This is a genomic window from Metabacillus sp. RB-C-LZQ-3-1, from assembly GCF_058315175.1.
The window spans coordinates 186,648-202,930 of record NZ_JBZFLI010000005.1 but is presented as its reverse complement, the minus strand read 5'-3'; the positions used below and the strand labels follow the sequence as shown (position 1 = coordinate 202,930).

The 16,283-nt window shown below is 36.1% G+C and carries 11 protein-coding genes, 1 pseudogene and 1 riboswitch; of the genes and pseudogenes, 2 read left to right on the top strand and 10 right to left on the bottom strand.

Annotated elements, in window-relative coordinates:
* The first annotated feature begins 36 nt into the window (after window positions 1-36).
* Window positions 37-897: a Cof-type HAD-IIB family hydrolase gene (locus AC4GZ8_RS10370; protein WP_491081776.1), complete on the top strand. Its 861-nt coding sequence runs from the start codon at window positions 37-39 to the stop codon at window positions 895-897.
* A 57-nt stretch (window positions 898-954) separates the two neighbouring features.
* Here AC4GZ8_RS10370 and AC4GZ8_RS10365 read toward each other — a convergent pair whose 3' ends face one another.
* The 4 genes from AC4GZ8_RS10365 to mgtE all read right to left on the bottom strand — a co-directional run bounded on the left by AC4GZ8_RS10365 (window position 955) and on the right by mgtE (window position 4,934).
* Complete coding sequence (locus AC4GZ8_RS10365; RefSeq protein ID WP_491081775.1) at window positions 955-1,440, bottom strand: PCYCGC motif-containing (lipo)protein; 486 nt, start codon at window positions 1,438-1,440, stop codon at window positions 955-957.
* A gap of 249 nt (window positions 1,441-1,689) precedes the next feature.
* Complete coding sequence (locus AC4GZ8_RS10360) at window positions 1,690-2,541, bottom strand: VOC family protein (RefSeq protein WP_491081774.1); 852 nt, start codon at window positions 2,539-2,541, stop codon at window positions 1,690-1,692.
* 103 nt (window positions 2,542-2,644) lie between these two features.
* Window positions 2,645-3,310 (bottom strand): NAD(P)H:quinone oxidoreductase, encoded by a 666-nt coding sequence (gene wrbA / locus AC4GZ8_RS10355; RefSeq protein WP_491081773.1) that lies wholly within the window; start codon window positions 3,308-3,310, stop codon window positions 2,645-2,647.
* A gap of 265 nt (window positions 3,311-3,575) precedes the next feature.
* Window positions 3,576-4,934: a magnesium transporter gene (gene mgtE / locus AC4GZ8_RS10350; protein ID WP_491081772.1), complete on the bottom strand. Its 1,359-nt coding sequence runs from the start codon at window positions 4,932-4,934 to the stop codon at window positions 3,576-3,578.
* 477 nt (window positions 4,935-5,411) lie between these two features.
* A riboswitch (Fluoride riboswitch) is annotated at window positions 5,412-5,472 on the top strand.
* A 74-nt stretch (window positions 5,473-5,546) separates the two neighbouring features.
* On the opposite strand from mgtE, the gene AC4GZ8_RS10345 reads away from it, so the two are divergent.
* The gene (locus AC4GZ8_RS10345) at window positions 5,547-6,836 is read left to right on the top strand and encodes a voltage-gated chloride channel family protein (protein WP_491081913.1); all 1,290 of its coding nucleotides are present in this window, start codon (window positions 5,547-5,549) and stop codon (window positions 6,834-6,836) included.
* A 1,345-nt stretch (window positions 6,837-8,181) separates the two neighbouring features.
* Here the strand turns inward: AC4GZ8_RS10345 and AC4GZ8_RS10340 are convergent.
* The 6 genes and pseudogenes from AC4GZ8_RS10340 to AC4GZ8_RS10315 all read right to left on the bottom strand — a co-directional run bounded on the left by AC4GZ8_RS10340 (window position 8,182) and on the right by AC4GZ8_RS10315 (window position 16,216).
* Window positions 8,182-8,550, bottom strand: coding sequence for a Na-translocating system protein MpsC family protein (locus tag AC4GZ8_RS10340; protein WP_491081771.1), 369 nt, complete (start codon window positions 8,548-8,550; stop codon window positions 8,182-8,184).
* A gap of 142 nt (window positions 8,551-8,692) precedes the next feature.
* Window positions 8,693-9,000 (bottom strand): annotated as a pseudogene (locus AC4GZ8_RS10335) (DUF6407 family protein).
* Between the two features lie 315 nt (window positions 9,001-9,315).
* Entirely contained in the window at window positions 9,316-9,804 is a 489-nt protein-coding gene (locus tag AC4GZ8_RS10330) for a carbonic anhydrase (protein ID WP_491081770.1), read from the bottom strand.
* A 63-nt stretch (window positions 9,805-9,867) separates the two neighbouring features.
* A complete protein-coding gene (locus AC4GZ8_RS10325) occupies window positions 9,868-12,492 on the bottom strand; it encodes a DUF2309 domain-containing protein (protein ID WP_491081769.1) in 2,625 nt (874 codons plus the stop codon).
* Window positions 12,492-14,024 (bottom strand): NADH dehydrogenase subunit 5, encoded by a 1,533-nt coding sequence (locus AC4GZ8_RS10320; RefSeq protein ID WP_491081768.1) that lies wholly within the window; start codon window positions 14,022-14,024, stop codon window positions 12,492-12,494. Before AC4GZ8_RS10320 ends, AC4GZ8_RS10325 begins: the two co-directional genes overlap by 1 nt.
* 773 nt (window positions 14,025-14,797) lie before the next feature.
* Window positions 14,798-16,216, bottom strand: coding sequence for a SpoVR family protein (locus AC4GZ8_RS10315; protein ID WP_491081767.1), 1,419 nt, complete (start codon window positions 16,214-16,216; stop codon window positions 14,798-14,800).
* Between the last annotated feature and the right edge of the window lie 67 nt (window positions 16,217-16,283).

The following is a 16,283-nucleotide window of genomic DNA, read 5'->3' as shown; positions in this document are numbered from 1 at the left end:
AATACATATACAAGTTTTTATAAAGGAGAAATGATGATGAAAAAACTGATTGCAATTGACCTTGACGGAACCTTACTATCTTCCAATATTGACATTTCACCTGAAAATGTCAAAGCGATTCAGGCTGCTCAAGATGCAGGTCACATCGTGATGATTTGTTCTGGTCGTGCTCCAGAAGATATTAAAAATGTTCTTAATAAGACACCTCTTCAATGTCCTGTTGCAGGCAGTAATGGGACGATGGTTATTGCTGATGGTAAGCTATTAAGTCAAATTTCGATACAAAAGGAAACAGTTGCGACTGTTGCAAACATTCTAAATAAAAAAGAATACCCTTTTAAGATTTACACAAATAAAGGGATTTTTGTTGCATCTACTTGGTCTGAACGCATGCACTCGTTTTTGGATAATAACAAGGATGTCTTGAATCACCTGACAGAAAAAGAATACAAACTTATGACAGAGCAACCAAAAGAAACGGAAAGTATTAAAATCTTTGAAGATCTTGAGGAAGTATTAAAAGTTGAAGGCATTACCATTCAAAAATTCTTTATTCCTACCATTTCTGGTAAAGAAGAATTAATTGCTTCCCTCCAACACCTTGAAGGCATTTCTATTACAACGTCAGGTCCATTCAATATTGAAATTATGGACACCAACGGACATAAAGGAAACGGGATCCGTGTTATGGCGGAGTACTTCAATATTCCGATTGAAGATACTGTTGCAATTGGAGATAATTTCAATGATGTCCCAATGCTTGAAACAGCTGGGTTATCGGTTGCAATGGGAAATGCAGACCCTACCGTTAAAGAAATGGCAGATGTTGTGACACTTACAAACAATGAACATGGTGTTGCTCATGCCATTGAAAAATATATTTTAAATACTAAATAATATATAAACAGGAATAGAAGGTACCATCCATCTATTCCTGTTTTTTATTTAAATCTATTAGATCTTAGGAGTTGGTGTAGGCTCAGCATATCCTTCTTTGTATTTATCATCTATGTTTGAGCGTATTTCCTTCATCGATTTACCTTCCTGATATTCTACGATCGACTGTGCAGCAATTTCTAAGCAAACACCACATTTCGTCCCATGATCGTCCCAAACAATGGACCCATTCTCTTTATTTTCATGAACAAAGCAATCATAACTGCTAGTATGGTTTGCAGTTTCACCACATCCACAGTAACAGGGTATATTTTCTAATAACTCCTTATGTCTTGCTGCCGCCTGATAGATCGTTTGAATATTTTCTGATTTCTCGGTTAAAAAAGCAGGCAAAACTTCTATACTCGCTGTTTCCTCTCGAATATCATTTAACACCTGATGTTCTGTATGCTGATCATGAGTGTCTTCCTGACTATTTGTATTTGAGCATCCTACTAATATTCCGCCTATTAAGGAAAAGGCAATCATGTATCGTCTATTCATTTATTTACACCTCACATATGATGACCTATGAATTCTCTCTATATTTTAACATGTTCGATTCAAATCAAATATGTTATTTTTATCAAGTTAATTAAACATGAATGATTTGCACCATTTGCACATCCATTGCTTTTGGGCTAGGCGCTGGAGCTAGACACTAAAACTAAGTACAAAAGACAAAAAGGACAGTTTTTCGACTGTCCTTTTCTATTTAGTATCATCATATTATAGAGAGGAGTTTTCATATAGTCAGTTAACGGTCAACATGATGTTATTACCTGAAGGGTCTGTTGTAACATAACCTGTTTCTTTCGCTGTCACATGAAAACTCAATTCTTTTAATCTTTGGGAAACTTTTTCTCTTTCATTTTCGCTAGGATATACTAGCGTATAATCAATTAAACCAACACTGTTCTCTGAAGGCTGTGGAGCTCCAAGTCCATTCCATATGTTTAATCCAATATGATGATGGTACCCTCCTGTAGAAATAAACAATGCCTGGTTCCCATACTTGCACACAATTTCAAATCCAAGACCTTGGCAATAGAATTCCTTTGTTTTTTCAAGCTCTGATACATGTAAGTGAATATGCCCCATAATAGTTCCTTCAGGGAGCTTACTCCATTCATCATGTCCTTCTGCCAATAACCCTTCCACATCAATAGGATCTGTTGACATTTCTACTTCGCCATTTTTCCAATTCCACTGTGTAGGTGATCGGTCAGCATATATTTCAATGCCATTTCCATCCGGGTCAGCTAAATAAAGTGCTTCACTAACTAGATGATCAGAGCCGCCTTGTAACGGATATTGAAGTTTCAAAAGATGCTTTAATACACTTCCTAAATCAGAGCGTGAAGGTAACAGGATTGCGAAATGATATAAGCCCGTTGTACGAGGTTGTTTCGGGATCACATCATCAGGTTGTTCAATCTCTAAAAGTGCTGACTTTCCATCAGCTGTTAAAACAGCGCTTTTCTCTGATTGCTCAAGAATTTGAAAACCAATTACATCTTGATAAAATCCTAATGATCGTTGTAAATCCAAAACTTTTAAATTCACTTTAGATACATATACATTTGGCTTTTGGTGAAATGACATTGTTTTTCCTTCCTTCCAAAAAAGGACTCTCCCCAGACATCAGGAAAGTTTACTTATTTGTCCTGTAATCGGGGATAGTCCCGATTATTAACATATTATTTACTTAATGATGACTTTTTTTCACCATTTCCGCTACTGAAACAGTACGTTTCGCTTGGTGCTTAACTGCAGCTTGAACATCTTCAATCATGTTTCCATCTTGATCAACTGTTACACTTGTACCATAAGGATTTCCACCGGCTCCAAATGTGACTGGATCTGTATAGCCTGGAGCTGCCACAATTGCTCCCCAATGATACATCGTTGTATATAATGAAAGGATTGTTGCTTCTTGTCCACCATGAGAATTTTGTGCAGAAGACATTGCACTCACTACTTTATTTACAAGCTTTCCATTAAACCATAAACCACCTGTCGTATCTAAAAATGCTTTCATTTGAGATGGCATATTACCAAAACGAGTTGGAACGCTAAAAATAATTGCATCTGCCCATTCTAAGTCTTCTAGTTTTACTTCTGGTACATTTACTGTTTCGGCATAATGTTTTTTCCATGCTGGATTAGATTCAATTGCTGATTGTGGAGCTGTTTCTGGTACCTTTAACACTTTTACCTCAGCGCCAACTTCTTTCGCCCCTTCTTCTGCCCATTGAGCTAATTGATAGTTTGTACCTGAAGAGCTGTAATAAATGACTGCTAATTTCACGTTTGACATTTCTTCCATCTCCTTTTTCGAATGTTTTTTAAACAATTTTGATAAAAAACTCATTTGACCATCACCTGATTTCTCTTGTTGTTTTGTCTTTTAGCTGCTATTAAAAATAGGGTCTTACTAGATTATACCCATCCATTATAGTATTAAATCATATATCTCTATTTAATATATTCTTAATTCAAGATAAATTATATCTAATGACCTGTTTGATGTCAAATACAAGTTTTTTCATTCGTAGATAAATTGAAAAAGCCACCGTGAAACAGTGACTTATCATGATATACACAATATCCAAATTGAACCCTGTGCTAGCAAAACATTACATTAGCCTTGAAATAAACATTGTTGCAATGCCAAAATAGATAAGCAGGGACAAAATGTCATTTAACGTCGTAATTAATGGACCCGAAGCCACTGCAGGATCAATATTAAACCTAAATAATATCAAAGGAATGACTGTACCGGCCATTGTTCCAATAATCAAGGTAATAATCAACGAACTGCCAACAACGACTCCTAATATAGGATCCCCTTGCCAAATGAGCGCAATAACAAAAATTAATATTCCACATATCACTCCGATAATGATACCTACCCTTAATTCCCTCATAATTAACTTAAAGGCAACACCCTTATCAATATCCTGTGTAATCAGTCCCCTAACAACGACAGCCAAAGATTGTGTTCCAGTATTCCCCGTCATTCCGGCAATCATTGGCATAAAAAAGGCTAACGCAACAACTCTTGATAATGTTTCCTCAAATCCACTAATAATTGTTCCAGAAACAACACCGATAAATAAAAGTAAAATTAGCCAAGGAAGCCTGCGATATGCAGCGACTAAAGATTTAGTATCAAAGTCAATCGCTTTACCCGATGCAGATAGTTTTTCTATATCTTCATTTGCTTCTTTAATAACAACATCAATAACATCATCTACTGTAACGATTCCGACAAGTTCATTGTTTTTTTCAACAACGGGAATCGCCAGAAAATCATATCTTTCGATTAACCGAGCAACTTCTTCCTGGTCCGCACTTGCCGGGATTGAAATGACTCTGCTGTACATAATATCTTGGATTTTATCTGACTCATCACCGATTATTAAATCTCTATAAGAAACAACACCAACAAGCTTTTTATCATCATCGATAACATATAGATAATTAATTGTTGCGGAGTATTCTGCAAATGTTTTTAATTTATTGACGGCATCACGTACTGTATAATGTTGTGAAATCCAAACAAAGCGATTTGTCATTAAGCGCCCTGCTGTTTCTGGAGGGTAATTCATAATATTTTGAACAATGGTTGATTCTTCTTCTTTCATACCTGACAGCAATTCTTCAATTTTGTCTGAAGATAGATTCCCTAACAAAGAAGCTAAATCATCATTGTCCATCAAATCCATAACTTGACCGGATTTTTCAATTCCTAATTTCACTAATACTTTTAATTGATACTCTTCCTCTAGTTCCTGAATTAACTCAGCGATTTGGACGGAAGAAAGGTACAAAAGAAATCTTGTATAATGCTTTTCATGTAATTTCTCAAATATTCTTGCGATATCATAAGGCTGAAGCTCTTCAATAATTGCTTGAAAGTCCGATTTTTTACCTTCTTTTAATGTTTTTATAACTTGCAGAACAATCTGATCCTCTGTCATTTCATTAAACACACGCTCAACTCCTTGGTTTACCAGCAAACCAACATTATGTCCATTTTCGATTTTTATTATTGATTCTTTTATAAAAGATGTTATTTTTTATAAGTTCATTGAACATAAACTAATTAGGTTGATTGGAGCGGATATGCGAGACTCCTGTTAGAAATGCGGAAGCGCCTTGATCGGCCTAGGGCAAATAAGGCGATTTAGAATAGAAGGCGTTAGGCGTTAGGCGCTGGAGCAAGACAGGGGAGCAGCGTGACAGATGAGATCCCACAGGTGCTTGCACCGAGGAAGCTCACCGCACGCCCCACTTAAGATGAGCATCCTGGAGCTCCAATCAACCATTCTCAGGGACTCACTACAAAGCAACAAAGTTTGTAAAAACACCTTATTATTTTCTATTATTTCTTATTACCCACCAATCACAACTAAAAACGTTTATATATAAAAATTGGCAATTTCTTTATATAATGATACAATAAATAAAAACAAAGAGGCGATGGAGTTCGCCATTAACCGCCTAAGAGCTAATGACTCCTTCCAGTCTGGATCTGAAATGATCTTTTCTGGGAGGAGTCTATTTTGTTTCATTACATAACCTATAAAAGAAAGGAGTCAAAGATGCTTCGTAATCAAAACATGTATCCGTATTTATTATTCTATATTATCAAATGGACCATACTAGCAGGGTTAGTTGGGTTACTTGCGGGTTCTGCCTCTGCTTTTTTCCTTGTAAGTTTGGAATGGGCGGCAAAAACCCGCGAAACCTATTCTTGGCTTCTCTTTCTACTCCCATTTGGCGGGATGCTGGTCAGCTTTTTGTATTGGAAATACGGCCTAAATTCCGCAAAAGGGAATAACCTATTAATTGAGCAAGCACATGGAGCAAAGGAAAGCATTCCATTTCGAATGGCACCTTTCGTGTTATTCGGCACCATCGTCACTCACCTTTTTGGCGGATCTGCCGGCCGAGAAGGTACAGCTGTTCAAATGGGCGGAGCTTTCTCAGAGTTTATAGGGAAATTATTTAAATTAGATGAAGCAGATCGAAAAATCATCATTATTTGCGGGATTAGCAGCGGGTTTGGTTCAGTTTTTGGAACACCTTTAGCTGGTACTGTTTTTGGTTTAGAAGTATTAGCACTAGGCTTAATTAGACATGAAGCCATTTTTCCAGCCTTTGTTGCTGCGTTTGTAGGAGATTATGTGACAACCTCACTTTGGGGAGTCGGACATCAGCATTATGAGATTGGGTCAATACCTGTTTTATCTTTTGCCTTATTATTAAAAGTTATCTTTGCTGCCATATTATTTGGCCTTACAAGTACATTATTTTCAGAATTAACCCACTGGTTAAAAAAACAATATACAAAGCTGTTTCCTAACCCAATGATGAAAAGCTTTGTCGGAGGACTTGTCATTATTGGGCTTGTCTATCTTTTAGGAACGAGGAAATATCTTGGTTTAGGACTACCGCTAATTGATGATGCTTTTGAAGGAGAGGTTTCTCCTCTTACCTTTATCACAAAGCTGCTCTTTACAACTCTAACCTTAGGGGCAGGATATCAAGGCGGAGAGGTTACTCCATTATTTGCAATCGGTTCAACTCTTGGCAGTTCATTAGGAGATCTATTACATGTTTCCATCCCATTCTTAGCCGCCCTAGGATTTATCGGAGTCTTTTGCGGGGCAACAAATACTCCGATTGCATGTTTTCTTATGGGGATTGAGCTTTTTGGATCTGAAGCTAGCTTGTATTTATTTCTAGTTTGTATTATTAGTTATCTTTTCTCTGGTCACAGTGGAATTTATACCTCTCAGCAAATTGGTGTCTCAAAAAGCAAGCATATTTCAGTAACAAATAATCAGTCGTTACAGACAATTAGACTTAAAAACAATAAAAGGAGTTAGTTGTTGTATAATGAAAAATACCCTTCTAATTACTAATGTTTCTTTAATGAGCCCTTTTAATAATTGGAAGGGTGTTTATTTGTTATTTTTACAAGTATCTCTTCTCCTCCAAGTAGAAGTAGAGGTTTTTTACTCAGTTTAAGGTGACTAAGTTTCCCCCATGATGAGTTTTCTTTATAAGGCCTATAAGGACCAAATCGCTTTTGGAAAAGGAAGAAAAGTGGTCTTCATAAAAGTGATGAAGACCAAATCCTTTCAGAAAATCAGAGGAAATGGTCTTCATAAAGGCGATGATGACCATTTCTCTTCGGAAAATCAGGGGAAATGGTTTTCATTAAGGGCGATGATGACCTAATCCCTTCGGAAAACCAAAGAAAATGGTCTTCATTAAGGCGATGATGACCTAATCCCTTCGGAAAACCAACGAAAATGGTCTTCATAAAGGCGATGATGATCATTTCTCTTTGGAAAATCAGGGGAAATGGTCTTCATTAAGGCGATGATGGCTTCAGAAAATCAGAGGAAATGGTCTTCATAAAGGCGATGATGACCATTTCTCTTCGGAAAATCAGGGGAAATGGTCTTCATTAAGGCGATGATGACCTAATCCCTTCGGAAAACCAACGAAAATGGTCTTCATTAAGGCGATGATGACCTAATCCCTTCGGAAAACCAACGAAAATGGTCTTCATTAAGGCGATGATGACCAAGTCTCTTCGGAAAATCAGGGGAAATGGTCTTCATTAAGGCGATAAAGGTCAAATCTCTTCGAAAAAATAGAAGAAATAATTTTATAACAAATGCCATTTGTTCCATCAACCCGAACCACTTGGGAATTAATAAACATAAAATTTACAGCTTAATCTGCAGTCACATTGACAGTTAATTTGGCAGTTTTTTTATTTGTACAATGATTGTTATTCATTATAAAAAATAATGTCAATTGTAATGTCAGTACGATCATAAATATTCATTACAATTGATAAATAAAGAAAATGACTTTGAACCAATTTACACGTCATTTCTTATGTCATTTATTAAGAATGCACCCGAAAACGGAAGCCTTTACTTATAGTTGTTTAATTTTTGATGTAAGATACTTCACTGTACTTAAGAATATAACGATAAAGTCGTTTAAATATAAATATTCTTCTAATCGAGCCATATTCCGGAGTAACTTGTAAACTTCGCATTCTCTTTTCAAGAAATGCGCCTCGATTGCTGAAGATCACTTCTTCGTACTGAATAAAACAAAATAAGCGAAAGTTAAACACTTCCGCTTATCCCTATAACTATAATGTTTACTAAAATATTATCATTCTCAGGATAACATCCCTTTATTTCCTTATATTGAAAGACTTTTCTCAAGATCATTAAACAATTTAAACACCATCAATCGTTCACCTGTACGAGTGCTTATATCTGTATGAAAACTTATTACTTTTTCTCCAGTTATAGTTAGTATAATATCCTTAAGATCTTCTATACCTGATTCAACTAACTCCGAACGAGTTTTTTTAATCGTTAACATTCCCTCTTTTGTTTCACAAACGGTATGTTCAGCTGTTGTTAAAATACCTTTTAAATTTACAATTATCATATCCCGTAATATATCTGTCTTTACAGATACAGGCCCACGCCCAAGATAGTCTTTTTCCCATTGAGTAATTGACTTACTTATCTCTGATTCAATAGAACCTTTAGAAATTTTCATTTATAATACATCTCCTGAACAATAAATCGGTCTATTCCATATGTTTTTTATGTCTCTAATACGATTTCTTCCTTATTGAAATTCCCCGTCTCCAATTCTGAATTCAAAAAATTTCCGTCCTAGATATACAATTTAGTTTCTTTTAGCTTAAATATTTATAATCTCTAATAACATGTCCTTCATATACTATTCCAATATCCAAATCAGTTTTACTGTTTCTTAAGACCTCTACAATTTTGGATAAGATATTTTATTTTATTCCATAATAGAGTGTACATGCAAAAATCGAACACTTCTTAAATGGTTTTCCTCAACTTCTTCATAAGATTTTAAATGATAAAACTCAATTGCTTTACTACTTACTTTTTTAATACATTCAATATTTTCACTATCAAATATACTCATTTCTTCTATTGTCTTCATTATAAAATCAGTTAAATTAGAGTCCAATAAAATCCTTTTAACCATGAAAACTTTATCCCTATTATTTTTATTCTAATATGAAAGAAAAAAAAGAAGTGATTCACAATATATAAAAACTAGTATAAAGCTGAAATATTGATTACTCTAGCTTCTAATTCTTAAAGGTTACACCAACACAATTAGCAGGAGATGATGTTGTAACCCTATATTGACGAGGTTCTTTTTTAAAAAAATTGCAACCAGGACATCCATAAACTTCTGGAGCAATCTGTTTCGTCTTAAGTCCACAAGCTTCGCAAGGTAACCCCCGAAACACATCTATCACTCCCTAGTTTGTTCCTTTTAAACCTCAACAATTGAGGGTTTTCCATCATTTTTATTGATTATTAAACCTCGAACTTTAACATATGATGGCACTAATGGATGATGACGAATGGTATCAACAATTTTTTCGATATTGTCACCTTCATTTTCTTTTCCATTTAGCCATTCATCAACCGTACCACCTGAAAATTCAGGTCTACTATTTTGAAATAGATAATTCAATGTTTGTATTTTGTCTTTCATTGTTTCAAGTTGAGTTAGTACATTAATTGTGGAAGTCCTCTTATCTTTTGTACCTACAATAAAAATCTCCTCAATATTTTCTTCATAAATAGCAATGAGAACTGACCTCATTATATCTCCGTAAGGATGTGAGATTACAGTACCATAGCTCTGTATAGTCAGCATGTTTTCTGCTCGAATATTAGTTACTTCTTCTAAAATAGGCTCCAATCCGTTTTCAATATCCATTAAAAATAGTGATTTTTTATTTTTATCTAAGTTCATATAAAAGGCCCCTTTCTATTTTATTTATCAATTGTTATTTAAGTTGCAAATAGTTGATAGGAGTTACCAATTTTCCCAGCGTCCTTCTGGATCAACACTTGCAAGTCGAACCCATCCATTTTGAACTTTTTCTCGAAATACTGAATCGATATTTAATAACCGTTCTACATATTCGGAAGGCGCTTGGATGACAATCAACAGACGAAGGGGAGAATGATAAGCCTCGTAATCTGATTGCATGACCGATTGCCAAGGTAGTCCGTCTAACAAGTCACTTGCATTCCCTTGCATTACACCGAGACCTGCTGTAACGGTTTGAGTTGCTTTATTTCCACTACCATAATAATGAGGTGCAACCGTTGAAGCGTAATATTGAAGATTAATCCATTGGGCCACCGTTCCTGGTCCTGCAATGATGTTAGCTAGGAGATCACCACTTTCATCCTGATTCCAATCATAATTATGAAGGAAGACTCTACCTTCCAAGTCACAACCCTGAGTTAGTTCACGTTGGCCGATAATAAAAGCGGCATTACGAGCTAATCCCCATTCCGGACGTATCTCACTCCAATCTTCCGCAAATCGATGTGCCTCTGCCTTCGGGTTTTTAGGTTTCTTTCGGAAATTCGGTAATTGGGCTAGACGTTCTGCATTTGCTTTATGGCTCACTTTAGGCATAATAGCTTCGATACGATCAAATGCTTGTTGTGCAGCTTCGGAAAGCTCGGGAACATAAATCCAGTGTAATTCATCAACTGTTGTTTTATGCTCAGCGGCTACGAAAACAGTGTCCTCAGGGATTTTAATTCCTTTTGAAGAAAGCACTTCTCTTACCTCAGGGAGATTGCATAAAGCAGCTAAAACCCTAGCATTGAACCCACCTGCTGCTCCACCGCACGCTCCACATTCAAGAGAAGCAGCATAGGGATTGTTGGTACTTTTACTTCCATGTCCGCATATTACGACTAATGGTGCGAAATTCTTTGTTAACCCCATCATTTTCAGAGCTTGGCACGCATAATTCACTTTTTCTTCTTTAGAAAAACCAACAGGTATCTCCGCTTCTGTATTATGAACATGATTAAGTGAGAGCGTTGTATTAGGTTTGCGTAACCAAGTCTCACGAAGGTTACGCATAAAACGATCTGCTGCTCTTGGCACAAAACTACGTCCTACCATTTGTAGACTTAGCCAAGGTCCGCTTAGCTCAGGTAAAAGTAAGCTCGCAAGTACATTCTGTTTCATCGTTTTAAATGTATTACTTAAGGAATTAACTGTCTGTTTACGTTGTTGATATGATTTGAGTTCATTTTCATCTGCAGACTCTTTTATTTTATGCTGGGGCTTTAGTATAACCGGCAAGGAATAATGACTGTGGTTACTCCCGAGTTCACTAGTTGCAATTGGTAAGCCAAAGAAACCGGCAATTCCAATCGTTTCAAACGGACCTGCTTTTTCAAGTTGACGACGAAAAGGTTCTGACCGTACATCAATGCAAAATGCAAATTGAGCAACTGCAGATTTTTTATTGTTGATCTCACATTGTTTAGAGATAATCTTCTGACTTAATCGATCTGTGTACGTTTGTTCCCAAGCTTCTAACCAAAGTTTCCTGCGAAGCTTCTCATCAAAGCTGTAGGCAAATGATAAATACTCGTTTTGTTCAGTCGCTGACATCTGGGACCATTCCTCAATTGTAAGGTCCCCCCAATGGATCCAAGAAGCTAAAAGGGAAGTAATCGAAACTTTTTTCTCAGGTTGTTTATTTGTCAAAGGTAAGTAAGGCTTTATTAGCGCCCACTCCATTGAAATTCGAACTGCTAAATATTCTGTTAGGAGTGCATGCTCGTGGCTCGATTGTCGAGAACGCCAAAGCATCATCCCTGCCCATCCAGGTAAGGAAAGTAAATGACCTTCAAGATAAGTCTTTATTTCTGATTCTGGGATTTCTAGTGCGAATAACACTTCCTGTAAAGCCAAATGTGCCTCTTGTGGCAAATCTCTCAAACTTTCACGCTGCTTTTTACCAAGTGCCGGATCATATTGAATGAGACGCTGCCAAGCACGATAGAAACCTTCCTCACGATTAGGCATCTGCCAACCTGCCTGAGAGTCATCAAGAAATAATTTACACCACTTGATGACATGATGATCGAGAATATTGACTAACCTTTCACCATCTTGATTCTTTATATTTGAACTTATTGGTTGCATAAAAAAATTGGCGATACTATCCGTATTCAGTCCACTAAATTCATCTGCCAATTTCTCAAGTTTAAGTGATAATATAAGGTTAGAAGGTAATGGATCTAATTTCAGTGCAGCATGACAAAATCGCTCTGCCACATCCCGTGGGATATTATAAGAATGTGAATCAAGCCAACGCTGTAGACCCATTTTCACAAAAGCTTCATCAATCTCACCTTTACTCTTTGCCGAAAGAATCATAGAAGCACTAGGGTAGATATCAATATCACGAGTGTTTTTTAACCAACCTGCAACCTGTTCAAAAGATTGCTTTTCAAGTCCCAACCATGGATTTCGAGCTGCAAATGTAGAAATTGGCCAAAGTGGTGCAATTACTCTACTAGCAGATTCAATTAAACCCTTAATATCACTTTCTTGAAGTTTAATATTTTTATCTATCTTTTTTACGATTTCTTTCGTTAATACAGATGTTCCGTTCATCACTGATTACCTCCTTGAGATAAATATTGTTTAAGGTAGTTTGGATGACTTTCTACTGACTTTGGTTTTGCTTCACCTAATCGTACTAACCAAATATAAAGTACTGCGAAGGAAACAGAAGAACGATTACGAGCAACCCACATCCCTATTCCGCTACCAAATAGTAGGAAACATACGACAATGATGACTACAGCCATTGGAGGTTGAACACTCTGAAAAACGGTTGTATGCAGCCACTCATAGAACAAATTATGAATGATAAAATAAATGAGGACAGCTCCTCCTAAAATTGATAAGCCAGCAATTCGACCAATTCTCCCCTCTCCAGAAGCTACGAGCTGTGTCCAAGAAACGGACAATGACCACGCTAAGATTAACGCACTAATCAATTGATACCCCTCTAAAGGAGCCATGAGCCAAAAAGCAACCCCTACAACTAATCCTAAAGACCAACCAGCAACGACCCATAAATAGGATGGTTTTTCATTAACGCGAGTCGAACCTTCGTAACGACGTACTGCTGAACCAGCCTGTAAAAACAGCGTAGCCTTGAACAAACCATGTAAAATAAGATGAATAATAGCAGCAATATACGCACCTAATGCACACTGAATAAGCATAAATCCCATTTGTCCAATCGTGGAGCCTATTAACTGACGTTTATAGTCAACCTGGACTATACTAATTCCAGAACCAATCAATACAGATATACTTGCAAGAATAAGTAAAATAATCGAAGCTATATCACCATTAAAAAGAGATGAAAATCGAGTTAGCATAATCCCACCGGCATTTACTAAACCTGCGTGCATAATCGCAGAAACAGGAGTCGGAGCAACAACAGACTCAATTAACCACCGTTGGAATGGCCACTGAGCTGCGGGAATTATCACTGCTAATATAATCAATAAATTAATCCCTGTTCTCTCCCATGATCCAAGTTGTACTAAATTTTCAGTACTGAGAGCTAATGATAACTGCCATTGACCCGTGACTTGAAAAAGCCAAATTATCGCAAATAACAAAGAAAACCAACTTAATATAAATAATCGACCAGAAACCTTAGCAGCTTCACTAGTAACTTTCCAGGCACTGTTTAACCTTATCAGTAAGGTTAAACAGATGAGAGTTGCTCCCCAAGATATGACCATCAAGCGGAGATCAGCACTTAACCATGTAATTGAAGCAACACCTGTAGTGAATGTAAAAAGAGTAAAATACTTACGATAATAGCGATCTCCCATTAAGTAACGTACAGAAAAACGCTGAATGATTAAACCAATTGCAAGAACAAAGAAAGCCATTAACCAAGCTAAGGAATCTAAGTACCAAGGACCAACATTTCCATTCACACTACTATTAGCAAAAGCTACTAAGGAAACCAAAGGCGGTAAAGCCACGATACCAATATGAATACGAACAAAACTCAAGGGTACTCGTGGATGTAAAAACAATAGTCCACTTAGCCCAGAAACAATAAGCACAATAAAAAATAATGTTAACAATGATGATAAACTCAGCGAAACCAACATTCCAAATTCTCCCTTTTCAAATGGCGTTAACGTAACAAGAATTCTTTTTACTAAAAACTCTTTTTCTTTCATTAATCGTTAAATGGTATTTTCCCAATAAAAAAGCCGACAACTTCAATAATTCAATGATGATTTTAAATCATTGAATCTTGAAAATTGTCGGCTTCACTTCAACTAATTTCAGCGAAACTTTTTGAAGAGCTACCTTTTTATAAATCATTTTACTTTATACTTTATGTTTTTATTATAATCCTTTTAAAGAAAGCATCGGTATAAGGTTAATTTTTCCCTTGGCTATGAAATAAATCGATTTATGTTACCTTCCCTTTTTTAAATTAGGATACTTTTTCATCCAGTCAATATTAAATATTAAAAGAATGCTAAAGGCCTAATTATTTATAAAAGCGAAAATAAACATCTGCCGATTATTAAGGTAAGTATAAGATATTCCATATTTTAAAAATTGTCAACAAGAAAGCCCTCATATATTATTTCAATGGAATTTAACTTAGGTTATTGGAATACGTAGAATGAAGTATCAATTCGTTCTTTAATAAATGCATGAGATTGCATTATTGAACAGGAATAATATAGCCTTTTCTAATAAAAACTTTTGAAATATCGGTTGCATTGTAGAAATATTTATCCTGCTGACATCTTAATAGATAAATTTCATTCTAATCAGTACCAAATAAAAACAACACACTAAAAAGTCGGTGTGTTGTTTCTTAGTTTTTCATCCTTAGCCCCATACATAATCGAAAATGCTATTTTTACAAGTATCTCCTCGACACACTTTTTCCATCATATGAGAACAACACATTTTTTCCTTCTAGTACACTTTCCATATGAACAGGCCGGCCCCATAATTGATAAATATAAGGAAGAACCTTCTCTAAGTATTTTAAATCCAGTTCAATATCCTCGTACCAATGCTTTAAATAGAGTTCATTGTTTTTCAAATAGTCCCCGTCATTGACCGTAATATATGGGAACCCGCCATTTACCCTCATGCTAACTAGCTGATCACGGACCGATTCCCAGCTCTTATCAACGATTTTGTAGTCTCGCCCTTGTTTCTGGAATAAATACATATCTTCACGCATGACAAGGTCCTTAGTTAAATAATTACGAATAAAAGAGATATCTGATTCTACTTCACGAACTTCAAACATTTTTTCCCGTCCAGAGCCAGGTTTGGCACCGAACCTTTTCATTTCCTCTGTAGGGTTATTGTACCTCTCTTCAATGTCCTCGAAAATTTTAAGTCCTAAATAATATGGATTAATGCTTGTTTTTGATGGCTGCACAACACCTGCATTTAGCTTGGCAAACTCAACAGCTTCATCAGAAGTTAAATCAAGCTCTCGAATGATACGTTGATGCCAGTAGGAAGCCCAGCCTTCGTTCATGATTTTTGTTTCAAGCTGTGGCCAAAAATAGAGCATTTCTTCTCGCATCATCGTTAAAATGTCTCGTTGCCAATCATCTAATTCACGGCTATATTCTTCGATAAATAACAAGATATCTTTCTCAGGTGCAGGCGGAAATTTCTTTTTCTTCTTTTTAGTTGTAGGCTTAGATTCACGCTTTTTATCCAGATTCCAAAGATCATCATACGGAGTTACCCTTTGTTCCTCTTCATCTTCCTCAAACTCAATATCATCGATCGACCAAGAAAGTTTTGGACGAACAAGTGAAGGATCAATATGTTCCTGTATAGAAAGGACTGCATCCAGGAAGGTTTCTACTTCTTGTCTCCCATGAATAATTTCATATTTCTTGATGCGCTCAGCTGTTGCAGACATACTCTCAACCATTTCTCGTTTCGTATTGCTAAATCGGGAATTATTTTTAAAGAAGTCACAATGCGCTAAAACATGGGCCACAATCAATTTATTTTGAATCAAAGAATTTGTATCCAAAAGAAATGCATAACAAGGGTTTGAATTAATGACAAGTTCATAGATCTTACTTAACCCTAAATCGTATTGAAGCTTCATTTTATAAAATTGTTTCCCAAAGCTCCAATGTGAAAACCTTGTTGGCATACCATATGCACCAAATGTATAAATAATATCAGCGGGGCATATTTCATATCTCATCGGATAAAAATCCAGTCCGAACCCTTTAGCTACCTCTGTTATTTCACTTATTGCATATTCAAGAGCCTTTTGATCAGCCGCTTTCATCGTCTCCCCCCTAAAGCAATTCTTACAATAATGTATGAGCCTTAGTTGGAAAAGATGCTAAACCGAT